The organism is Thermoclostridium stercorarium subsp. stercorarium DSM 8532 (assembly GCF_000331995.1).
GTDB lineage: Bacteria > Bacillota > Clostridia > DSM-8532 > DSM-8532 > Thermoclostridium > Thermoclostridium stercorarium.
In genome coordinates this window covers 2415584-2438455 of sequence record NC_020134.1, presented here as the reverse complement: position 1 = coordinate 2438455, position 22872 = coordinate 2415584, and the positions used below count along the sequence as shown (strand labels likewise).

Annotated in this window: 20 protein-coding genes and 2 riboswitches; of the genes, 19 read left to right on the top strand and 1 reads right to left on the bottom strand. The window is 42.3% G+C overall.

Annotated features, from left to right (window positions below):
- Positions 1-20 precede the first annotated feature (20 nt).
- From CST_RS10505 to CST_RS10420, 18 genes are all read left to right on the top strand, one after another.
- Positions 21-896, top strand: a complete 876-nt coding sequence (locus tag CST_RS10505; RefSeq protein WP_015359884.1) for an NAD(+)/NADH kinase — start codon at positions 21-23, stop codon at positions 894-896.
- A 77-nt stretch (positions 897-973) separates the two neighbouring features.
- On the top strand, positions 974-1432 hold the full coding sequence (locus tag CST_RS10500; protein ID WP_015359883.1) for an arginine repressor: 459 nt from the start codon (positions 974-976) through the stop codon (positions 1430-1432).
- 3 nt (positions 1433-1435) lie between these two features.
- Complete coding sequence (gene recN / locus CST_RS10495) at positions 1436-3142, top strand: DNA repair protein RecN (protein WP_015359882.1); 1707 nt, start codon at positions 1436-1438, stop codon at positions 3140-3142.
- A gap of 26 nt (positions 3143-3168) precedes the next feature.
- Positions 3169-3756 (top strand): ribosome biogenesis GTP-binding protein YihA/YsxC, encoded by a 588-nt coding sequence (yihA, locus tag CST_RS10490; protein ID WP_015359881.1) that lies wholly within the window; start codon positions 3169-3171, stop codon positions 3754-3756.
- Between the two features lie 38 nt (positions 3757-3794).
- Positions 3795-5039 carry a competence/damage-inducible protein A gene (locus tag CST_RS10485; protein ID WP_015359880.1) on the top strand — a complete coding sequence of 415 codons (1245 nt, stop codon included), beginning with the start codon at positions 3795-3797 and terminating at the stop codon, positions 5037-5039.
- Positions 5040-5055: 16 nt separating this feature from the next.
- Positions 5056-6699, top strand: a complete 1644-nt coding sequence (gene murJ, locus CST_RS10480) for a murein biosynthesis integral membrane protein MurJ (RefSeq protein WP_015359879.1) — start codon at positions 5056-5058, stop codon at positions 6697-6699.
- Between the two features lie 214 nt (positions 6700-6913).
- Complete coding sequence (locus tag CST_RS10475) at positions 6914-8752, top strand: sensor histidine kinase (RefSeq protein ID WP_015359878.1); 1839 nt, start codon at positions 6914-6916, stop codon at positions 8750-8752.
- Complete coding sequence (locus CST_RS10470; protein WP_015359877.1) at positions 8730-10295, top strand: response regulator transcription factor; 1566 nt, start codon at positions 8730-8732, stop codon at positions 10293-10295. The genes CST_RS10475 and CST_RS10470 overlap by 23 nt, the downstream gene beginning before the upstream one ends.
- A gap of 187 nt (positions 10296-10482) precedes the next feature.
- Positions 10483-11847 carry an ABC transporter substrate-binding protein gene (locus CST_RS10465; protein ID WP_015359876.1) on the top strand — a complete coding sequence of 455 codons (1365 nt, stop codon included), beginning with the start codon at positions 10483-10485 and terminating at the stop codon, positions 11845-11847.
- A gap of 149 nt (positions 11848-11996) precedes the next feature.
- On the top strand, positions 11997-12929 hold the full coding sequence (locus CST_RS10460; RefSeq protein ID WP_015359875.1) for a carbohydrate ABC transporter permease: 933 nt from the start codon (positions 11997-11999) through the stop codon (positions 12927-12929).
- Entirely contained in the window at positions 12929-13777 is an 849-nt protein-coding gene (locus CST_RS10455; RefSeq protein WP_015359874.1) for a carbohydrate ABC transporter permease, read from the top strand. The genes CST_RS10460 and CST_RS10455 overlap by 1 nt, the downstream gene beginning before the upstream one ends.
- A gap of 213 nt (positions 13778-13990) precedes the next feature.
- Positions 13991-15028, top strand: coding sequence for a recombinase RecA (gene recA, locus CST_RS10450; RefSeq protein ID WP_015359873.1), 1038 nt, complete (start codon positions 13991-13993; stop codon positions 15026-15028).
- A gap of 87 nt (positions 15029-15115) precedes the next feature.
- A complete protein-coding gene (locus CST_RS10445; protein ID WP_015359872.1) occupies positions 15116-15799 on the top strand; it encodes a regulatory protein RecX in 684 nt (227 codons plus the stop codon).
- A 158-nt stretch (positions 15800-15957) separates the two neighbouring features.
- Positions 15958-16058: riboswitch (THF riboswitch) on the top strand.
- A 104-nt stretch (positions 16059-16162) separates the two neighbouring features.
- Positions 16163-16702, top strand: coding sequence for a folate family ECF transporter S component (locus CST_RS10440; RefSeq protein WP_015359871.1), 540 nt, complete (start codon positions 16163-16165; stop codon positions 16700-16702).
- A 42-nt stretch (positions 16703-16744) separates the two neighbouring features.
- Positions 16745-17146: a putative signal transducing protein gene (locus CST_RS10435; protein ID WP_015359870.1), complete on the top strand. Its 402-nt coding sequence runs from the start codon at positions 16745-16747 to the stop codon at positions 17144-17146.
- A gap of 76 nt (positions 17147-17222) precedes the next feature.
- Positions 17223-17400, top strand: a riboswitch (cobalamin riboswitch).
- Positions 17401-17529: 129 nt separating this feature from the next.
- Positions 17530-18519 carry an ABC transporter substrate-binding protein gene (locus CST_RS10430; RefSeq protein WP_015359869.1) on the top strand — a complete coding sequence of 330 codons (990 nt, stop codon included), beginning with the start codon at positions 17530-17532 and terminating at the stop codon, positions 18517-18519.
- A gap of 98 nt (positions 18520-18617) precedes the next feature.
- Positions 18618-19667 carry a FecCD family ABC transporter permease gene (locus CST_RS10425; RefSeq protein WP_015359868.1) on the top strand — a complete coding sequence of 350 codons (1050 nt, stop codon included), beginning with the start codon at positions 18618-18620 and terminating at the stop codon, positions 19665-19667.
- The gene (locus CST_RS10420) at positions 19668-20453 is read left to right on the top strand and encodes a heme ABC transporter ATP-binding protein (protein ID WP_015359867.1); all 786 of its coding nucleotides are present in this window, start codon (positions 19668-19670) and stop codon (positions 20451-20453) included.
- Between the two features lie 43 nt (positions 20454-20496).
- Here CST_RS10420 and CST_RS10415 read toward each other — a convergent pair whose 3' ends face one another.
- The gene (locus CST_RS10415) at positions 20497-21510 is read right to left on the bottom strand and encodes an aldo/keto reductase (protein ID WP_015359866.1); all 1014 of its coding nucleotides are present in this window, start codon (positions 21508-21510) and stop codon (positions 20497-20499) included.
- A gap of 153 nt (positions 21511-21663) precedes the next feature.
- Between CST_RS10415 and CST_RS10410 the strand changes: the two genes are divergently transcribed.
- Positions 21664-22845, top strand: a complete 1182-nt coding sequence (locus tag CST_RS10410) for an iron-containing alcohol dehydrogenase (protein WP_015359864.1) — start codon at positions 21664-21666, stop codon at positions 22843-22845.
- Positions 22846-22872 lie beyond the last annotated feature (27 nt).

The following is a 22872-nucleotide window of genomic DNA, read 5'->3' as shown; positions in this document are numbered from 1 at the left end:
CAATAGAGGAGAAACTGCCAATGGGACGGAAGAACATCGGTTTGTTTGTAAACAGAAAAAAGGACAAAGAGCTTAAAATTACAGGTAAAATTGTTAATTTAATCCTGAAATACGGAATGACTCCCCTTTTGCCCAGATCAATCTCGGACGATTTGGGACTGCGTGAGGGGTATACGGAGTCAGAAATGCTGGGGATGTCCTCTTTTTTAATTTCCATTGGTGGGGACGGAACGCTTCTTAATATGGCGAGGACTTCATATAGCCATGATATTCCGCTGTTCGGAATTAATCTTGGTACTGTTGGATTTCTCGCAGACGTGGAGATTAACGAAATAGAAAAGGCGGTTAAGCGGCTGGCCGATGAAGACTTTGAAATTAAAAACCGTATGGTGCTTTCGGCAACGGTCTTTCGGGATAATTCAGCCGTTTTTGAGGGTATTGCCATTAATGATGCGGTGGTAAACAGGGACGGGCTGTCGAGAATTATAAGGCTTCATGTGTTTGTAGACGATCAGTTTGTGGATTCTTTTCCGGGGGATGGTGTTATTGTGTCGACGCCGACCGGTTCAACGGCTTATAATTTGTCGGCCGGCGGCCCCATTGTCCAGCCTGACATGGAAATGATGATTACAACCCCCATATGCCCGCACATACTGTATTCGCGCTCTTTTATCACAAGCCCCGACAGAAAGCTGCGAATTATAATTAACGACGATTACGCCGACAGCGCAATTTTAACAATGGACGGGCAGGAGGGATTCAGAGTGGCGGCGGGGGATGAAATTGTCGTTACCAGGGCCCCGAAAGATATTAAATTTGTTTCTTTTAAGGATATTAATTTCTTTGATGTTTTACGAGCCAAGATTCATGATCCGGTTTTAAAGCCAATCCACTGAATGAAACAGTTTATGGATATAAAATTTGCCAATTTGTAAAATCCAGGTTATTTCAGTAAAGATGAAAGGAGAAGCCTATGAAATACAACAGGCACGCTAAGATTCTTGAAATAATTGAAAATTATGATATTGAAACCCAGGATGAACTTGTGGCAAAACTGAAGGAATACGGTATGGACGTTACCCAGGCAACGGTATCGAGGGATATCAAGGAATTGCGGCTCGTAAAGGTTACAAGTCCCGACGGGAAGGCCAGGTACAAGGCAATGAGCAATGACTCAAGCGTAATCAGCGACAGGCTTTTGACAATACTTCGGGAAGGGTATGTTTCCAGCGATTATGCCAATAATATCCTTGTTGTTAAGACCTTACCCGGAATGGCCCAGGCGGTGGCTTCCGCAATTGATTCTCTGGGCTGGCCCGAGATTGTCGGTACAATTGCCGGAGATGATACGATTATGGTAGTGACCCGTGCTGAAAGAATAGCCGAGGAGATGCAGGAAAGGTTTACCTCTCTTTTAAAAAAGGGGGATTAACTGATGCTTGTCCAGCTTTCGGTTGAAAATGTAGCAATTATAGAAAAGCTTACGATGGAGCTGGAGGACGGGCTTAATATACTGACCGGCGAAACGGGGGCGGGAAAATCGATACTGATAGATGCAGTTAACATCCTTTTGGGAGGTAGGGTATCGAGGGACATTATTCGCACCGGTGAAGAAAAAGCGAAGGTCGAAGCGGTTTTCCAGGTCCCCGAAAGGCTTTGTGGGGTGTTAAACAATATGGGAATAGACGGCGGGGAAGACGGTATGCTGATTGTTTCCCGCCAGTTTACTACTTCAGGCAAAAACATCTGCAGGGTTAACGGCAGTCTGGTAACGGTGGCACAGCTTAAGGAGATAGGGGAGTATTTAATAGACATTCACGGGCAGAATGACAACCAGTCGCTTTTAAGGAATCAGGCGCAGATTGATTACCTGGACAAGTTTTCAGGCGGCGGGCTTCTTAAGGAAAGGGAGGAATACCGGGAGCTTCTTGAAAAATACCGGGAAATTGAGAAAAAAATTAGCGAGCTTACGGAAAAGGAAAAGGAACGGGCACGCCTGGAGGACCTTTACAGGTATCAGGTTAACGAGATAGAGGCTGCGAATTTGAAAAAAGGGGAAGATATTGAGCTTTTGCAGCAGAGCAAGCTACTTGCAAATGCTGAGGAAATAATTGAAGCTTTTAACAGTGCTTACACGTGTCTTGCCGGTGAAGACGAGCTGGTGCCCGGCGCCATTGAGCAGGTTCAGAAAGCTCAGGCGGCACTGAACAATATTGCCGATCTTGATCCCGATTTCGGAACAATATCCGAAACCCTTGTGGAAATTTCTGACAGGCTTGAGGAAATAGCGAGAAAAATAAGGAATAAGAGGGAGGAAATAAATTACGATCCTGCGCTGCAGCAGGAAGTGGAGGAAAGGCTTGCGCTTATTGAAAATCTGAAAAGAAAATACGGAAACACCGTGGAAGAGATTATCCTGTACATGGAAGACGCGAAGAAAAAGCTGGAAGAGGTATCTGACGTGGAAGGCCGGCTTGCCGAACTGCGCAGGCAAAAAAACGAGCTGGATGATCTTTTGTATAAAAAAGCTCAAAATATACATAATATGAGGGTTAAGGCTGCAGAAGAACTAAAAGTCAAAATTACCGAACAGCTTAAGGATTTAGAAATGCCAAAAGCCGAGTTTTTGGTAGAAGTAAGATTTGACGATTCACGGAATTATACCGAAAACGGACTTGACGCAATAGAATTTCTTATCTCTCCAAACCCCGGGGAAGGGTTAAAACCATTGAGCAAAATTGCTTCGGGCGGCGAAATGGCGCGAATAATGCTTGCCATTAAAACCATTCTCGCCGACGTTGATGAAACCGGCGTACTGATATTTGACGAAATTGATACAGGTGTAAGCGGAAAAGCGGCTCTGAAAGTAGGTGAAAAGCTGCTTGAAATTTCGGCAAAACACCAGGTGATATGTATAACGCACCATGCGCAGATTGCAAGCCTTGCCAAGGCTCATTACAGAATAAGCAAGGAAACGATAGGTGAAAGAACCGTTGCGAGGGTGGAAAAGCTGGACGGCGCAGGCAGGGAAAAAGAAGTGGCAAGGCTTTTAAGCGGTGACGAAAGTGCAAATACCGCCAAACTTGCAAGGGAAATGATAAAAAAGGGTATGGATTTGAGAAAAAAGCAGAATGCAGGATAGGAAAGGATTTGGGGTGACATCAGGGTATGAACGTTAAAAATGCTGAACATATCGCTACTGCGGTGAGTCCCGAAGGATATCCGAACGGAAACCTTCCCGAAATAGCCATGGTTGGAAGATCAAACGTGGGAAAGTCTTCACTGATCAACTTTCTTACAAAATCGAAATCCCTTGCAAAAGTGGGGAATACTCCCGGAAAAACAAGGGTGATTAATTTTTTTAATGTTGAAAACAAGCTGATTTTGGTTGATCTTCCGGGCTACGGTTATGCAAAGGTTTCGGAAAGTGAAAGGAAAAGGTGGGAAAAAATTGTTGAAACTTATCTGAACAATCGAAGCCAGCTGTGTGGTATTATAATGCTGGTGGATATCAGGCATCTGCCGACTGAACTGGACGAAATCATGTACCGTTGGATAATCACAATGGGAAAACCCCATATTATTGTTGCAACAAAGGCCGACAAAGTTTCCAGATCACATCATCAAAGGCTTATTAACGAAATACGCCGGACTTTGGATTTGGCGCCGGGCGTTCCGGTCATTCCTGTTTCAGCAACCAGGAAAATGGGTTATTCCGAAGTCTGGAGTGAAATAAAGAAAATATGCATGATTTAATACGGCAATGAAACAATGCACATAGAAGGTGATTATCTATGACAGCCGAAATACTTGCGGTGGGAACCGAGATTTTAATGGGTCAGATTGCGAATACAAATGCCCAGTATATATCAAGAAGGCTTGCGGAACTGGGAATAAACGTATATTTTCATACCGTTGTCGGCGATAATGCCGGAAGGCTGGAAGAAACGCTGAAAAGAGCACTGAGCCGTTCGGATATCGTTATTACCACAGGAGGTCTCGGACCCACAAAGGACGACCTTACGAAAGAGACAATTTCGAGGGCGTTAAACCGAAACCTTGTCCTTCATGAGGATATTCTTGAAAAAATCAAAAATTATTTTGAAAAAAGAAACAGGAAAATGTCGGAGATAAACATTAAACAGGCGTATTTGCCTGAGAATTCCATTGTAATTCCCAACCCGAACGGGACGGCTCCCGGCTGCATAATAGAAGACGGCGGAAAGATGGTTATAATGCTTCCCGGACCGCCGAAAGAAATGCAGCCGATGTTTGACGAAACGGTTTTCAATTATCTTAGGCAGAAAACTGGAATAATGCTTGTATCAAAAATGCTGAAAATTTTCGGCATAGGGGAATCGGATATTGAAACCCGGCTGATGGATTTAATTGAAAATCAGAGTAACCCGACGATAGCTCCATATGCTTCACAGGGCGAAGTTACAATAAGGGTTACGGCCTGCTGTTCGAATCATGACGAGGCTGCGGCGTTGCTGAGCCCTGTGGTTGGCGAAATTAAATCAAGGCTGGGGGACTTTGTCTATTCTGAGGACGGAGAACCGTTGGAAAAGGTAGTATTTAACCTTCTAAAAGAGAACAGGCTGGTTTTGGCAACGGCAGAGTCCTGCACGGGAGGCCTCCTGGCGGGTAAAATTACCGATATTCCGGGTTCGTCCGAGGTTTTTGAGCGCGGTTACGTCACATATTCAAACCGGGCAAAGGCTGAGGATTTAGGGGTTTCATGGGATACGCTCAATAAATACGGTGCGGTAAGCCGAGAGACTGCGGTGGAAATGGTTACCGGGCTGAAAAATAAAACCGGAGCGTCGGCAGGCGTTGCAATAACCGGAATTGCAGGACCGGGAGGTGGCACGGAAGAAAAGCCTGTGGGCCTTGTTTATATTGCGGCATACGTTAATGATAATATTGTATGCAAAAAGCTTCAGCTGTCGGGAAACAGGGAACGGATCAGAAATGATTCATGCCTGAATGCACTGGATATGCTCAGAAGGCTGATACTCGGCATGGAGCAGAGATAAGAAGGAGGACTGCGGATTGGGAACTGGTGAAGAAAAACGCCTGTCAAGAACTGCCGCGCTGGTTATGTTTGCGACATTTCTCAGCAGGATAACAGGTTTTTTACGCACGGTACTGATTAAAAACATAATGTCGCCTAAAGGATATTCGGATGAGTTCCTCGTAGCGTTTTCCCTTCCGGACCTTACCTTTGAGCTTCTGGTAGGCGGTGCTATTGCGGCTGCAATAATTCCGATACTGTCATCCAGCATTTCAAAGGGCAACGAAAAAGACGGATGGAAAGCTGTAGGAACCTTTCTGAACATAACAATCATTTCATTCTTTTTATTAAGTATTATTTTTTATGTTTTCACGCCTGCGTTTGTAAGCCTTGTAGCTATAGGATATGAACCGGGAACCGAAAAGTTCAACCTGGTTGTAAAGCTTACGAGGATCCTTTTGCCGTCCTCCCTTTTTATGATGCTTGCGGGACAGTGCAACGGGATTCTGAATGCCTACAACAGATTTGCCGCGGCTTCCTTTGGCCCTGTCTTGTATAATTTGTGCGTCATGCTTAGCATTATTGCTTTTGGGGCAAGAAGCGTGGAGCTTACTACCGTAGGGGTAATGATAAGTTCATTTATTTATTTTTTAGTGCAGCTGTTATGTATATGGGAACATTTCAGGCTTTACAGACCTAAACTGTATTTGAAGGATGAAACTTTCATCAGACTTATAAAGCTCGCCATTCCGTCCCTTGCAGCATCGGCGGTTGTTCAGGTTAACGCCATCATATCAAGAAGTTTTTCCACCCGGTTTGCGCAGAACAGTGTGACAATGATGAATAATGCAAACCGGACATGGCAACTGCCGCTCGGCATTTTTGCCCAGAGCCTTGGCGTAGCAATGCTACCCACGCTGTCATCCCAGTATGCCCTGGAAGAAAAAGAGAATTACAAACGGGTTTTAAATACTGGATTAAGGACGGTAATGGCGTTATGCATTCCCAGTACCATGGTTTTAATTGTTCTCAACAGGGAAATAATGCAGATATTGTTTAAATGGGGATATATGTCGAACTATGAAGTGATAATGAACGGCCTGGCTCTTCTGGCATATGCTCCTGCATTGCTGTTCCAGTCGGTTGTTGTTATCCTTAACCGCGCATTTTATTCCATACAGAATACCCGCGTGCCCTTGCTTGTAGGTTTGGGGACAATAGGAGTAAATATATGCGCCAATTTATATTTTGTGAATTATACCGACTACGGCGCCATAGGAACTGCCATGGCCTACGTCATTACGGTGATGATTAACGCTTTTCTTCTGATTATTATGTTCTCCAGAAAAACCGGGATTGAGCTTATTCCGGAGAATATCACATTCCTTGCAAAAACTGCGGTAGTTACGGTAATATCAGGCATTACGTTATGGATTTGCAAGCTTATAATTCCCTTTCCCACCGCTGAAAGTTTTTCAGTGGGAAGGAAAATATTGGAAATACTGTCGTTATGCGCAAGAATTATTCCTGCCTTTCTGGTTTTTATTGTAACCTCTGTTTGGCTTAAAATTGATGAGATCAGAAAAATTCTGGCTTCTGTGATCTTACATGCTGCAAAATTCTTAACGAAGGGTAAAAATGTGAGATTCAGGATAAAGAATATTAAGAAAAGAATTGTTTGAAAACTTGAGAAAAAAGATAGACCTTTTGTTTTTTTATAATCTTATTGCAGTTATCAGCAATATTGAATGATTTAGAGTGAACGACTATAATAATGGTGGGTAAAAAACAACAAACAGTCTTTTTATGATTATATGTGAATAAGAGAATTAGCTGTCTTATTCCATGTCTCTTCCGCCCTTTAATGTGTTAGGGTTTAATAAGGGGGGCACCTGAATGCCGGACATAAAGCAGGAAAATGACTGTTGTAATACAGCGGGCTATTTTTTGAGATTCAAAAAGTATTATGAAAATTTTAAGTCAATAATCCGGAATCTGAAGATTAGAAAAAAAATATTCATCATTCTGTTTGTAGAGGTTTTCATTGCTTTATCCATAGGTATTCTCATCATGCAGGTTACATTTAATATTTATAACGGTCTGGTGTATTCCCAGGCGGCACAGGTCTTGAATCTGTCCACAACCAGCATAGAAAAAAAGATAAGGGAGATTGAAACATTAACCTATAATATTGCCACTGATTCCAATATACAGGAAAATGCAAATATGATGATGCATGCTTCTTCCGATTATAATAGGAGTGAACACTTAAGTAAACTTTTAGAGCAATTGGTGACATATTCATTTCAGGACAACAATATACAGAGCGTTAGTTTTGTAGATACGCAGAATCGGCAGTATAACCGCGGAGCTTCCCCTTTCGGAATTGACGAAAAGGTTAAAAATCTTGTCATTGAAAAGGCTGTTGCGGCTGAGGGTAAGAGCGTTATATTAAAACCCCCGGATGATGAAAATTGTATTATGATTGCAAGAATTATCCGCAAAATTCATGCACTTAGTTTGGAATACATGGGAACGGTAATTATAAGGTACGACATCGGAGACATAGCAAATGAATATCTATCCTCATCCAAAGACAACGAGCCGATACTTGCAATTATATCAGAAGAAGGTTTGATTTTCTCCTCCAAAGAATTATCGGATAATGAAATAGACATGATGACTTTTAAATCGGATTCCGGATATGAAATAAAGAAAATAAACGGCGAGAAACTTTTTTTGGCGCATAACGTCTCGGACTATACCGGTTGGACATATGTCAGTATTATTCCGTATGATAAGATTTTTAAAAGTTTGATATTTATGAGAACAATTGTATTGCTTGTGTATTTTCTTATTTTTTTATTGACAATTATCGCAGGGAGAAAGCTTGCATGGAATCTGACAAGACCATTGGAAATACTGACGCAGGAGATAAAGCAGATCGAGAGCGGAAACTTTAAGATACCCGATAATGCGTTTACCGAGCCGGAAAGGCATGATGAGATCGGCCAGCTGCATCGTGATTTTGAAATTATGATTAGGAAAATTGATGCACTGATTGAGGAAAACTATATTAAGCAAATCGTATTGAAAGATGCCCAACTGAGGGCATTACAGGCTCAAATTAATCCTCATTTTCTGTATAATACGCTGGAAACTATAAATTGGATGGCAAAAGTAAATCACCAGGAAGATATATCCAGAATGGTTGAGGCATTGGGAACCCTTCTCAGAGGAGCTATTAGCAAGGAAAGTGTTATACGGCTGGAAGAAGAAATAAGGCTTCTTGAAAGCTATATCGTCATACAAAAGTTCCGTTATGATAAGAAACTGGACTTCCAACTGTATGTTCCTGATACACTGAAGGATCTAAAAATACCTAAACTGACACTGCAACCCATTGTGGAAAATTCGATCAATTATGGTCTTGAGAAAATGTTGGGAACTTGCTGTATAAGGGTTTCTTTTGTTCAGATGCCCGATTTTTTGGATATCACTATTGAAGACAACGGTCCCGGGATTGATCCGGAGACAGTAAAAAAAATGAATGAGGGACAAATAAAGCCGAACGGATTTGGAATTGGGCTGAAAAATATTGATGACAGGATAAAACTTCTTTTTGGCAACCGGTACGGGGTTCACATTTCCAGTGAAGTTGGAAGGGGTACGAAAGTTCGAGTTACTATTCCGTATACAAGGGGGGACGTGGATGTACAAGGTGCTGCTGGTTGACGACGAACGGATTATCAGGGAGGGAATAGCGTCGTTAATTAATTGGAAAAATTGTGGGTTCGAGCTGATTGGAGCGGCTGAAAGCGGAATTGAGGCATTGCATATGATAAAGACATATAAGCCGGAAGTGGTTATTACAGATATAAAAATGCCTGCACTTAACGGACTTGAATTGATGGCGGAAGTGAAAAAGGATTATCCGGAAACAATTTTTGTCGTATTGTCAGGGTACGGAGAATTTGATTATGCAAATGAGGCGATGAAATACGGAGTACGGCATTATCTGCTTAAACCGTGTAATGAAAACCAAATTATGGAAGCACTGAGTGATGTTCACAGTGAACTGGAGAAAAAAAAGAGATACAACGAGTTCTTAAGACGGAATCAGGAAAAGCTTGAAAAAGTTCTGCCACTTGTAAAAGAACAGTTTTTGCGTGACTTTATTATGGACAGGCCATACACCACAGAAGAAATGGATTATTACTGCGATCTGCTTAAAATTGATAGGAAAAAGATGAGGCTAATACTGTTTCAGCTGGAGGGGAATTACTCATTTGCTGAAGTTCTGGCTTTAAGTAATACCATCAACGAGCATGGCGGAAATGAAATGGTATATTTTAGCACGATAATTGATGAACGGGTGCTGGTTCTGGTTAATGATGTCAGTATTGAAAAGATAATTGAATTTATTAATACCGTAAAAATTTTTTACTGCTACTATGACAGAAGGGAAATAACCGTTTCATACAGTGATGCTGTGAACTTTGAAGATATCCCGTATGCATATAAGGATGCGCTCGAATGCTTGAAGTACACATTTTATTTAGGTGAAGGAATAATTATAACAAAGAATGATATCAGGGAAGATACAGAAAAAGGTTGTAATTACGAACTTAAAGACCTCATTTTCAATTATGATAAAATTAATATAGCGGTAAAAAGCGGAAATACAGAAGAAGTAAAGGACGAAATAGGCAAATTCTTTGATAAATTAAGAAGTAGTAAAATAAATGTAAGTGTGGCGAAAACATATTGTATGGAACTCTATCTGTCGCTAATTCGTCAGCACCGGAATCCTGAGACGGAAATAAATTCCAAAGGAATTTTGAAAATCGGGAAAATGGACACTATTGATCAGATCCAGAAATATATTACGGAAACTGCTGAGAGGCTCAGTCAGGAAAATTACAATGGTATTATAAGAAGGCATAATCATATTGTAAAAAAGATGATAAAACTAATATATGAAAATATTGACAATAATAATCTGAGCCTTAAATGGCTCGCGAAAAATAAATTGTTCATGAATGAAGGGTATCTCGGAAAGCTTTTCAATAGGGAAACAGGCGAAAAATTTTCCCAGTTCGTTATGAGAATCAGAATGGAAAAAGCAAAGGAACTGCTGGATCTTTATCAGAACGACAAAGTATACGAAGTAGCCGAAAAAGTAGGACTTGGAGACAATCCACAATATTTCAGCCATGTATTTAAAAAGTATACAGGACTTACCCCTACGGAATATATAAATCGGCCGAAAAATTAAAAAAAGCACTGAATACCACTTATCGTCGATTACCCCCCCTCCGTTTTCGAATGTCTGAAAAGCTATAACAAACACTATTTTTTAAACAAATTTGACGTTTTTTTTTATTAAATGATTTATCAATCCTTTCTAAAATATAATCGCACCTGGTGCTATAAAAACAAAAAAAACAAAGGAGATGAGTAAAATGAAAAAGACTGCGGTGATTATACTTGCAGTGCTTATGCTGGTTTTAACTTTGGCGGGATGCGGCGGTTCCGTTCAGAGCGACCAGAGCAGTTCAACGGTAACTACTGCTCCTGGAGGTTCGGATGAAAAGGCAAAAGATGAAGGGACCAAAAATATAGAACTTAGAATTGCGTGGTGGGGAAATCAGACCAGGAACGAAGGTACACTGAAGGTTATGGATCTTTATCATGAGAAAAATCCAAATGTAACACTGCAAGGGGAATATGTCGACTGGAGCGGCTACTGGCAGAAGCTCGCAACGCAGGCATCAGCAAACAGCCTGCCGGATGTCATTCAGATGGACTATGCCTATATAGATCAGTATGTAAGCAAAAACCTGCTTTTAGACCTGAAGCCATATACCGAAAACCGATTGCTGGACGTATCTGATATCAGTGAAAGTATTCTTGCAAGCGGAAGAATTAATGACGGCCTGTACGGTATTCCGCTCGGGTCTAATGTGCTGAGTTTGTATTATGATCCTGCGGTGTTTGAAGCGGCAGGTGTGAATCCTCCGGATTCGTCATGGACGTGGGATGATTATAAGAATATTTTAACAAAGGTTCATGAAGCCACAGGCAAACAAGCTGAATCGCTGTTCCATACCGATCCGCAGTTCCTGATAGAATATATCGCAAGACAAAAAGGATATTCAATGTACAGTGAAGATAAAAAATCCCTCGGTTTTACAGATTCTTCAATTCCGGAATTTGTTTTCAGTCTTGTATATGAGTTGACGAAATCAGGAGTATATATCTCGCCTGATAAGATTCCGACAGGTACGGCTATAGAAGATTTACCGTTCACGAAAGGTGAGGCCTTCATGGGTTCGGGCTGGAGTAACCAGTTTGTTGCTGTAGCTAATGCCGCCGGAAGAGATGTTGAATTGATAAGTCTGCCCTTGAGTAAAGAAAGTTCAGAAAAGATGGGACTGTATAATAAACCTTCGTGTTTCTTCTCTGTAACTCAAAGTTCCCAGAATAAAGACGAAGCAGTAAAATTCGTTAGTTTCTTTATAAATGATCTGGGGGCCAACAAGATTCTGCTTGCAGAACGCGGCGTGCCTGTGGCCGGAAAGGTAAGGGATGGAATTGAGAATGACGTTTCTGAAGCTGTGGCAAAAACTTTTGAATACATAAATAAAGTTAACAATGTTGATAAAATTACCAGCCCGATAGATCCTCCTGATCCTTCTGCTGCAAGCCAGGTTAAGACTCTTACGAAAAACCTGTTTGATCAGGTTGCCTTTGGAAAGCTTGATCCGAAGAGCGCGGCAGAACAGTTTATGAAAGAAGCAAATGAAATTCTTGCCAAAGGAGAGTAATACCTCAGGTTCAATCGGGTAGTTTAGGGTAAGCCGGCTATTATGTCTGTAACAGAATAATAGCCGGCGATAAAATACTTATCTTAAGGTAAAGTTGGTTTAAGAATTATAGTTTCGTGATCATAAAAAACAAAGGGGTAAACTGAAATATGAACACAGCGCAGTCAAAAAAAGAAAGGAAACTCGGGAAAATAACTGACAATGACAATGTGGTCGGGTATATATTTATCCTGCCGTTTGTTATCGGCTTTCTCGCTTTTACGCTTTATCCGATTATTTCATCTTTCTATTTTTCTTTTACCCGTTATGATCTCCTTTCATCACCCAGGTTTATAGGGTTGGAAAATTATAAGGAGATGTTTATTGAAGATCCGAAATTCTGGCATTCTTTCGGGATTACATGCCTTTATGTAGTTGTTTCGGTGCCGCTGCGACTGATTTTTGCATTACTGGTAGCCATGATTCTTTCGAAAACAACGAAATTAACCGGACTTTACCGGGCCGTTTATTATATACCGTCTCTTCTTGGAGGAAGTGTGGCTGTTTCAGTACTGTGGAAAAGAATATTCAGCGATACCGGAGCGGTCAATGCCATATTGAGGCTTTTTGGAATCTATTCGGATACCAACTGGATAGGTAATCCTGATACGGCTTTATTAACGCTTATTTTATTGGCAGTATGGCAATTCGGATCATCCATGCTGATTTTTCTTGCGGGATTGAAACAAATACCAAGAACTTATTATGAAGCGGCTGATGTAGATGGTGCAAAACCCGTGCAGAAATTTTTCAAAATTACGTTACCCATGCTTTCACCGGTTATATTTTTTAATCTTGTTATGCAAACGATAACAGGATTTATGACATTTACACAGACTTTTATTATTTCCAACGGATCGGGAGCGCCTCTTGACAGTTTGCTGCTGTATGCCTTGTACCTGTATCAGCAGGCCTTTGGATATTATCGTATGGGCTACGGATCGGCTATGGCTTGGTTTATGCTGGTTATTATCGGTGCTTTGACGGCATTGGCTTTTAAGACGTCTTCATCATGGGTTTATTATGAGTCTAAGGAGGAATAATGTTCGTGAAAAAAAGGGCAATCGTCTTGAATGCAGTTTACCATTTTTTTGTAAGCATATTCGGCCTATTTATGCTATATCCGATAATCTGGATGTTTTTTGCATCCTTCAAGAATAATCATGAGATATTTAGTCTGACTGCTTCTTTGATTCCGAAAACTTTCAGATTTGAGAACTATGTAAATGGCTGGAATGGTTTTGGTACGTTAACTTTCGGGCATTTTATCGAAAATTCGCTTATAGTGAGTATTATTTCCACCATTGGCGCAGTAGCTTCATCGGCACTGGTTGCTTACGGACTCGCAAGGATTAAATTTAAAGGTAAAAAATTTTGGTTTGCTGTGATGCTTATTACAATGATGCTGCCTTATCAAGTCTTGATGGTTCCGCAATTTGTTTTATTCCACAGGCTGGGATGGGTTAACACTTATCTTCCTATCATTGTTCCACAGTTTCTTGGACAGCCGTTTTTTATCTTTCTGATGATACAGTTTATTCAGGGAATACCGGCGGAACTTGATCAGTCGGCAAAAATTGACGGTTGCAACCGTTTTTCCATATTTTTCAGGATTATTCTGCCTTTGATGAGACCTGCGATTATTACTTCAACGATTTTTTCATTCTGCTGGAGATGGGATGACTTCTTTGCAGCACTTTTGTATTTGAATCAACCGAGACTTTATACGGTTCCGCTGGCGCTCAGAATGTTTTCGGATCCGGCAGGTTCTTCTGATTGGGGCGCAATGATGGCAATGGGTACAATATCGCTTTTGCCGCTTATAATGGTGTTTATATTCTTCCAGAAATATCTTGTTGAAGGCATAGCAACTACCGGTTTAAAAGGATGATTTGAATTTGACTTGTTAATTTGTCCCCCGGAAAAGTGGGGGCATTTTTTATTTATATAGTGTATATATTCTGCAGTTAATCAACTTCTGAAAAATTTTACAATAACTAATGGAATCCTATTGATTTTTATATAAATATACATTATAATAAAGAACAGATGTTCGGCGAAAGGGCTGGGAGCAGTTCTTTTGCCTCCAATGGGAGGTTATATTATGGCAAGTGAGGAAAAGAAAAAGGCTCTTGAGATGGTTTTCAGCCAGATAGAGAAACAGTTTGGGAAGGGCGCCATAATGAAGCTTGGTGAAGCCGCCCATATGAATATTGATGTAATACCAACCGGCGCATTGGGGCTGGATATCGCTTTGGGGGTCGGCGGTCTGCCAAGAGGACGAATTGTTGAAATTTTCGGTCCTGAGTCATCAGGTAAAACCACCGTTGCGTTGCATGTAATAGCAGAGGCACAAAAAGCCGGCGGCGAAGCAGCTTTTATAGATGCCGAGCACGCGCTGGATCCGGTTTATGCAAAAGCGCTGGGAGTAAATATAGAAAACCTTATTGTTTCACAACCCGATACAGGTGAACAGGCGCTTGAAATCGCGGAGGCATTGGTACGCAGCGGAGCCATAGACGTTATTGTTATAGATTCGGTTGCGGCGCTTGTTCCGAAGGCCGAAATAGACGGTGAAATGGGAGAACAGTATGTGGGGTTGCAGGCAAGGCTGATGTCGCAGGCGTTGAGAAAACTATCGGGTGTCATAAGCAAGTCCAGAACAGTTGCCATTTTCATCAACCAGTTACGTGAAAAGGTAGGCGTTATGTTTGGAAATCCCGAAGTTACGCCTGGAGGACGAGCCTTGAAGTTTTATGCTTCCATACGCATGGATGTCAGAAAAGTCGAAACGTTGAAAGAAGGCGGCGAACCGGTAGGAAACAGGACGAGGGTTAAGATTGTCAAAAACAAGGTGGCTCCTCCGTTCAAAGAGGCTGAGTTTGACATAATTTACGGTGAAGGTATTTCTAAAGAAGGAAATGTTTTGGACATAGCTGTCCAACTGGATATTATCAAGAAAAGCGGTGCCTGGTTTTCCTATAATGACCAGCGGCTTGGTCAGGGACGTGAAAACGTTAAAAAGTTCCTGAAGGAGAATCCTGAAATTTGCAGGGAAATAGAAGCCAAAATCCGCGCTCAGTATGACAAAGCTTTTATACAGAGCATAGGATCCCACGCGGCGGATGATGATGAGGTGTAAAATAAACGATATTACCTGAGCTTTTATTGACCGCAGGCAAAAAAGTTTGTCTTTAAGACAAGCTTTTTTTATTGGAGTTTTGTAAGTTTGCGGGGGTTTGTTTACATATGGTATAATTTCTACAAAAAACAGGGTGAGGTTGAGATGACAATTACCGCTGCGATAAAACATAAAAACAATCCTGGAATGATACAGATTTACATAGATAATTCCTATGCCTTTTCCATTCCGGAAGAAGAATATTTCAGGCTGAATCTGTATGAAAAACAGGAAATAACTCCTGAAGAAGTAAAAAAGATCCGGGAAGAGATTAATGTCAGGCTTGCAAAGCAGCGCGCACTGAGAATGCTTGCAGTAAGGGAAAAAACAGAATATGAAATCAGGACGAAACTTATACGGCTTGGTTTTGATGAAACTGTGGTGGAAAATGCGGTACTGGAGCTAAAATCAATGGGATACATAAACGACAGAATTTTCGCCAGCAAGTATATTTCCGACCGCCTAAAACTGAAACCGAAGTCTAAAAAGGCATTGGCTTATGAACTTGAAAGAAAGGGAGTTGAGCCCGGTATTATAGAGGAAGTACTGTCCGAATTCGAAGTTGACGAATCCCTTATTGCCTATCGCCTTGCAAAAAGGAAATTTGGAAAATATGATATCACCGATCCCGAGATACAGATGAAAATAAAATTCTTTCTGGCTCATAAAGGATTTTCAAATGACATTATTAAGAACACACTGAGAGAAATGCTTGAAACAATGGAAGAATAAAACCATTCTGGTTTTAAAAGTGATTTCCGTTTTTTTGCGGAAATCACTTTTTGCTTTTAGGCGACAATTTATACATTTTGTGTATTGAAAAGTGAAAATAAAAGTTTTATAATTGACGCAAATAATGAGGTAATAAATTTAATAACGGGTCTCTCGTTAGCAGAGTAGGCGTTTGTGCGTTAAGTGCCGGGTGAACGGGGAGTTGACACCCGGACGAAAAGCCGGAAGGCTTGCGGTACAGGCGCCGCATCCCGCTGCTACATGAGGGATGAAATCCTCTTCATGTAGCAAATTTATCTACCTCGTTAGGTCGCCGGGAAACCGACGGCCGGAAAGAAAAGCTATTCATGAGGAGGTTTTTTTATGGAAAAAAAAGATGTTTTTTCTTTTCTGAAAGATGTTTATTCCCTGGTTTTGGTGGCATTATTTATAGCTATCTACGGAGTCCTTTCACTGCTCAGAATTTACATTATCCCCAATCAGCTCAGAATCAGCTTTACTTTTATGCCGGTAGCATGGGCGGCGATGCTGTTTGGCCCTGTAGCAGGCGGGTTAACCGGAGCCCTTGGCGATGTGATAGGCTGGGCTATAAACCCGGTGGGACCGTTTTTTCCGGGCTTTACCTTAAATGCTTTTATTGTTGGTTTTATGTATGGCATGTTTTTCTATAAAAAGGAAATTACGCTGAAACGGGTTATTGCTGCTGTCGTTACGATAACCCCTGTTGTAGATTTAGTGCTAAACCCGGTATGGCTGAGCATTATGACGGGTGAGGCTTTCAAAGTGCTTGTATTTACGCGCATTGTCAAATCTTTGATAATGCTGCCCGTTAAATGCCTTATTTTATACACTTCGGGGGTTTTAATGAAAAAGTTCGTGCCTTCACGCATACGCCGTGTATAATTTGTAATTATATTGAAAAAACTGCATTTGCAGGTGAAATTTATGAAAACGGTACCGTATGACAGAAAACAAAAACAGAACAGGGAAGTGTATTTGCTAACGGCAGCGGATGAGCGTGAATATGACGTGTACAAATCCCTGCTGGATGCCTATGGCATACCGGTTCTGAAAAAACATAGAGAAGCCGGCGGATATCTTAATATATCCATGGGAATGAATATTTACGGCGTGGATATTTATGTTCCGGAAGAATGTTACAAAGATGCTTTGGAGCTTATAAACGATAAGAATACCGGTGAAAGTGATGACGCCACCGCGAAAGAAATGGAAAATGCGGCGGAAAATTTTCAGAACAGGCGTCTTGCATACATTTGGATACTGATTGCCGTATTTTATTTTCTCCCGCTTTTAATCTGGCTTGTATATTCAATGGTAAAAAATTAGAAACAATGGTTTACATGCGGTGACATTTTATTTATAATAAAATTAAAATTTTACAGCTTACATGATAAAATGACAAATCAATATATGTATTGCAGGTGTGCGTACAGCACTTAATAGGGAACCGGGTGAAAATCCCGGACGGTCACGCCGCTGTGAGGATGAGGGTGCATTCACAATGCCACTGTCGAAAGATGGGAAGGCGAATGCATCCGATGATTCCAAGTCAGAAGACCTGCCTGTAATAGGTGTGACGGGTACTACGAGCGATGGGCCCCGCTACGGTCTGCAGTGACGTACTGCAATTATGTGCCTTTCCTTGCGCTTGTGGGAAAGGTTTTTAAATTTTTAAGGGCCTTTATCATAATCTGAAGGAGGTATCAATTATGAAAAAAGGTCTTATTTTATTGTCTTTTCTGCTGACTATATTCCTGACAGCTGGATGCGGAAAGACAAATAATTCCGGAAGCTTGAACACAGCAATGCCCACTCCTGTGGAAATGGCAGGGGAAAGCCTGCAGCAAACACCGGAGACTGAAAATAACACGGTATATCCGCTGGAGATAACCGATTCTAAGGGAAATACCGTTAAATTCGGTGAAGAGCCGAAAAAAGTGGTTTCGTTAAGCCCCAATATCACCGAAATTATTTATGCGCTGGGTAAGGGGGACAGGCTGGTGGGAAGGACAGCCTTGTGTGATTACCCGGAGGATGTGAGTAATGTAACTGTTGTAGGGGATTTTTATGAATGGAATTTTGAAACAATACTGTCCCTCGAACCCGATGTGGTTTTCGCTTCCTCGCTCAACACCGAAGAAAACGAGAAAAAACTCAAGGAGCTTGGTGTTAATGTGGTATTCCTGACGCAGGTGCAGTCGTTTGAAAGCACATATGAGATCATTGAGCTGATAGGCAAAATCCTTAATGCAGGCGAAGAGGCGGAAAAAGTCATAAACAAAATGAAAGAGACAGTTTCAGCGGTGCAAAAGGCAGCGGAAGGAAAAGAAAGGCCTTCGGTATATTACGTAGTGGGGTACGGTGAATACGGAGATTATACGGCAACGGGAGAAACGTTCATATCCGATATGATTGAAATGGCAGGCGGCGATAACATAGCGGCGGATACAACGGGTTGGGTATACAGCCTTGAAAAGTTAATAGAAAAGGATCCCGACATAATCATCGGGGCCGAGGATGCGAAGGAATATTTCGAGAAAACCAGCGGCTATAAAGATCTCACTGCCGTAAGGGAAGGCAGAGTATATGCAATAGACGTGAACCTTCTTGAACGCCAGGGGCCAAGGCTTGCCGAAGGGCTTGTGAAGCTTTATGAGATTTTCCATTCCGAAAGCCTGCCGGACAGTCCGGCAAATTAAGGAGAAACAGGTTATTGCACGGGCGAGGACAGTGTTTTGTTATTTAATTTTAAGTGATTTTCAACAAGCAAAATTTTACCTGACTGGGATGATTTATTGTGTTTTCAGGTACAAAAAAAATTTACGGCATATTTCTGATTGTTTTATCTGCGCTGCTGGTTCTGGTGGCGGCCGCGTCGCTTTTTCTCGGAACAGCGAATATAAGGTATGGAGACGTGTTCAGAATACTTCTGCATCATATCCCCGGGATGGAAAACCGCATCAGCATGGACGGGATACCCGATTCGGCCGTAACCATCATAGTGAAACTGAGGCTTACAAGAGTGATCCTTGCCATGCTGGTCGGAGCAGGGCTTGCCGCCGTTGGGTCGACAATGCAGTGCCTTTTCAGGAACCCAATGGCAGAACCGGGGCTTTTGGGTATATCTTCGGGAGCCGGTCTTGGTGCAACAATTGCGATTGTAATCGGGGCGAATACAACTTTTTTCGGTATGGGTTCTGCGGCCATTGCCGCATTTGTGGGGGCAATGTCAACTATTTTGGTTGTTTATAATATCTCAAGGACGGGCTCCAAAATATCACCCACCGTCCTGATTCTGGCGGGAACTGCGGTAAGCTTCATGAACAGCGCGATAATTCAGCTTATCATGGTATTCAGAAGGGATCGCATGGATTATATCATTCTTTGGACGATGGGCTCGTTTACAACTTCAGGCTGGAATAAGATATTAATTCTTTTTCCCTTTTTGGTTATCGGGATTACAATACTGTTACTGTATGCAAGACAGCTGAATGTCATTTCCACCGGGGAGGAGACGGCGCAATCCCTTGGAATAGAGGTTGAAAAGGTGAAGAAAATTCTGCTTGCCGTATGTTCAATGATAACGGCGGCCTGTGTTTCAACCAGCGGTATTATCGGATTCGTCGGATTAATAATACCTCATGTTTTTCGGCTTGTTGTAGGATCCGATCAGAGAATTCTGCTGCCATATTCAATTGTCGGAGGTGCAGCTTTCCTTGTAATCTGCGATACTCTGGCGAGAATAATCGCGCCTCCGGCCGAAATCCCGGTTGGAGCAATTACCGCGGTTTTTGGCTCTCCGTTTTTCATAGCGCTTCTTATTCGCAGCAAAAGGAGCGTGATGTGAATGGAGCGCTCGGTCAGTGTTGAGAACCTGAATTTTTCTTATGGTGACAGAAAGGTTCTGGNNNNTATATGTGCCCGGTTCAAACCCGGCACGGTCAACGGCCTTCTCGGCCCTAACGGTTCGGGTAAAACCACACTGCTTAAAAATATTGCATCAATTTTAAAACCTGAGAAAAACGCGGTGTATATCAACTTCAAAGACATAGCCAAAATGACATCGGCGGAAATAGCAAAGGAACTTGCGCTGGTCCCGCAAAGCACCCATATAGAATTTGACTTCACCGTGGAAGACATTGTTATGATGGGAAGGACACCGCATATAAAAGGCTTTTCAAACGAGACGGAAGAAGACAGGGAAATTGTCCGCTGGGCGCTTGAAACCACAGGTGTGAGTCATCTTAAAGACAGAAGCATAAGATCCATAAGCGGAGGAGAGCTGCAGCGCGTGATAATAGCAAGGGCGCTTGCCCAGAAAACCCCGATTATCCTCCTTGACGAGCCGGTATCCCAGCTTGACATTCACCACCAGCTTTCAATAATGGAAACGATAACAAGGCTTGCCCATGAGCAGGGGCTTACCGTTGTTACCGTTTTGCACGATCTGAATCTGGCAGCCGAATACTGTGATACCGTTTATCTTCTGAAAGGCGGGCGCATTGTATGCGGCGGAACGCCTAAAGAAGTTCTGACTTATCAGGTTATTGAAGAAGTGTATGATATAGTATGCCTGGTTTACGAAAACCCTGTCTCGAAAAAACCCCATATAATTCCCGTGAGCAGCAGATAAAGGCTTTTCACGTTTTGATTCGGGGATTATCCTGCGTTTTCGGTCATGCATGGCTTTTTACAAATTCGCGGTAATCTGCAAGCATCTCTTTCAAAAGCGCGGGCGTGTTCAGATGATACGGGCATTTGCTCGAACACTGGTTGCATTCGATGCAGTTTTCAATCAGTTCCATTTTTTCCTGCCATTCCTTTGTAATATACTGCCGGTAAGGGGCCCTTCTTAAAAGGAATTTCATTCTTGCGGCATTGTTGATGGGTATGCCTGCCGGACATGGCATGCAATAGCCGCAGCCCCTGCAGAAACTGCCCGAAAGTTCCCGCCTGTCCTTTTCAATCAATTGTTTTCTTGTTTCGTCCAGTACAGGGGGATTTTTCTCCAGCGCAATAAACTGCTCCAGTTCCTCCATTCTTTGAATACCCCAGATGGGTACCACATGCTGGTATTGCCACAAATAGCAGAAAGCTGTTTCGGCATTTGTGATGAGGCCTCCTGAAAGGGCTTTCATAGCGATAAAACCAATGTTTTTTTCCTTACAGAGCATTACAAGTTCCAGGTCTTCTTCGGAGGAAATATGGTTAAACGGGTACTGAAGGGTTTCATACAGTCCGGATAATATTGCTTTTTTCCCGTTTTCAAAGCTGTGGTTTGTAATTCCTATATGCCGGATTAATCCTTTCTGTTTTGCCTGGAGCATGGCTTCGTAGAGTTCGTCTCCCGCCATCGGTACTTTTTCAGGATTATGGAACTGGTAGATATCTATGTAGTCTGTTTTCAGTTTCTCAAGGCTTGTCTCCAGATCACGCCAGAAAGTTTTCGCGTCCTTTGCCTGGGTTTTCGTGGCGATAATAATGTTTTCCCTTACATCCGACAGCGCATTGCCGATTTTTTCCTCACTGTCGGTATATGCCCTTGCAGTGTCGTAAAAATTGATACCGCTTTCATAGGCCCTTGTTAAAATCCTTTTTGCTTCATCCATGGATACCCGTTGCAAAGGCAGTACGCCAAATCCTACACGGGTGACTTCAAGCCCTGTTTTCCCCAAAACGGTTTTACGCATAATTGCCTCCCGAGCGAGAACTTTATGATGTAATTATAACCCATAAGCCGTATGCCTTCAAGAAAATATCGGGGAAAGGCTGGTATCCCTTGCGTAATTTGCTGCGTTACAATACAATGTTGTTGAACATAAAAAACGAAAGGTGGGTGAAATATGCTTAATTTTGAGTTTTACTGTCCTACACGGGTGTTCTTCGGCCGTGATCAGCACAAAAGAGTTGGAGAAATAATCAAGAGCTATGGTTTTAAAAAAGTACTGCTTCACTATGGTGAAGGAAGTATAAAGAAAACCGGGCTGTATGATGAAGTGGTAAAAGCTTTAAATGATGCCGGAATTGATTTTGTTGAGCTTGGCGGAGCAAGGCCCAATCCCGTTCTTGGATTGGTCAGGAAGGGAATAGAAATATGCAGAAAGGAAAATGTGGACCTGGTCCTGGCAGTAGGCGGGGGAAGCGCCATTGACTCAGGAAAGGCAATAGCCGTAGGTGCCGCCAATGACTGTGATCCGTGGTTGTTCTTTATGAAGAAAAGGGAACCCGAACGCGCACTGCCGGTAGGTACGATACTGACTCTCGCGGCAACGGGAAGTGAAACCAGCGCATCTGCCGTTATTACAAATGAAGAACTTAAGCTGAAAAGAGGATATAATTCCGACTTCCACAGGCCGCTGTTTTCAATATTGAATCCTGAATTGACATATACAGTTTCACCGTATCAGACTGCGTGTGGTATTGTAGATATAATTATGCATACTGCCGAAAGATATCTGACCCAGAAAGGTGAGGCGGAGGTTACCGACCGTATTGCGGAGGCGGTGCTGAAATCAACAATCAATGCTGGCAGGAAAGCCCTGAAAAACCCGCGGGATTATAAGGCAAGAGCTACGCTTATGTGGGCGGGCAGCATTTCCCATAACGGCCTTACAGGCCTTGGCAGGGACTTTTTTATGGTATCCCATCAGATCGAGCATGAAATCAGCGGAATGTTCGAGGAGGTTGCCCACGGGGCCGGCCTGGCGGTTGTTTTCCCCGCATGGATGAAATATGCGTATAAGTATAATATCCCGCGATTCTGCCAGTACGCGGTTAGGGTGTGGAACTGCGAAATGGATTATGCCAATCCGGAAAATACCGCAATTGCAGGCATTGAAGCGACTGAAAAGTTTTTCAGGGAAATTGGCATGCCGACGACGATGAAAGAGCTTAACATTAACGTTACCGATGAAAACATAGAAGAAATGGCGGAAAAGTGCACGAATTACGGTGAGCGCACTCTGCCCGGCTATATCGAATACGGTAAAAAGGAAATTATTGATATATTGAAACTGTGCATGTGAATAAAGCCATGCCTGAATAAACACCTG

Bases quoted from the DNA above. Each gene is read 5' to 3' on its own strand.
- CST_RS10505 (WP_015359884.1), top strand. From the start codon at position 21: ATGGGACGGAAGAACATCGGTTTGTTTGTAAACAGAAAAAAGGACAAA.
- CST_RS10500 (WP_015359883.1), top strand. From the start codon at position 974: ATGAAATACAACAGGCACGCTAAGATTCTTGAAATAATTGAAAATTAT.
- recN (WP_015359882.1), top strand. From the start codon at position 1,436: ATGCTTGTCCAGCTTTCGGTTGAAAATGTAGCAATTATAGAAAAGCTT.
- yihA (WP_015359881.1), top strand. From the start codon at position 3,169: ATGAACGTTAAAAATGCTGAACATATCGCTACTGCGGTGAGTCCCGAA.
- CST_RS10485 (WP_015359880.1), top strand. From the start codon at position 3,795: ATGACAGCCGAAATACTTGCGGTGGGAACCGAGATTTTAATGGGTCAG.
- CST_RS10475 (WP_015359878.1), top strand. From the start codon at position 6,914: ATGCCGGACATAAAGCAGGAAAATGACTGTTGTAATACAGCGGGCTAT.
- CST_RS10470 (WP_015359877.1), top strand. From the start codon at position 8,730: ATGTACAAGGTGCTGCTGGTTGACGACGAACGGATTATCAGGGAGGGA.
- CST_RS10465 (WP_015359876.1), top strand. From the start codon at position 10,483: ATGAAAAAGACTGCGGTGATTATACTTGCAGTGCTTATGCTGGTTTTA.
- CST_RS10460 (WP_015359875.1), top strand. From the start codon at position 11,997: ATGAACACAGCGCAGTCAAAAAAAGAAAGGAAACTCGGGAAAATAACT.
- CST_RS10455 (WP_015359874.1), top strand. From the start codon at position 12,929: ATGTTCGTGAAAAAAAGGGCAATCGTCTTGAATGCAGTTTACCATTTT.
- recA (WP_015359873.1), top strand. From the start codon at position 13,991: ATGGCAAGTGAGGAAAAGAAAAAGGCTCTTGAGATGGTTTTCAGCCAG.
- CST_RS10440 (WP_015359871.1), top strand. From the start codon at position 16,163: ATGGAAAAAAAAGATGTTTTTTCTTTTCTGAAAGATGTTTATTCCCTG.
- CST_RS10435 (WP_015359870.1), top strand. From the start codon at position 16,745: ATGAAAACGGTACCGTATGACAGAAAACAAAAACAGAACAGGGAAGTG.
- CST_RS10430 (WP_015359869.1), top strand. From the start codon at position 17,530: ATGAAAAAAGGTCTTATTTTATTGTCTTTTCTGCTGACTATATTCCTG.
- CST_RS10415 (WP_015359866.1), bottom strand. From the start codon at position 21,510: ATGCGTAAAACCGTTTTGGGGAAAACAGGGCTTGAAGTCACCCGTGTA.
- CST_RS10410 (WP_015359864.1), top strand. From the start codon at position 21,664: ATGCTTAATTTTGAGTTTTACTGTCCTACACGGGTGTTCTTCGGCCGT.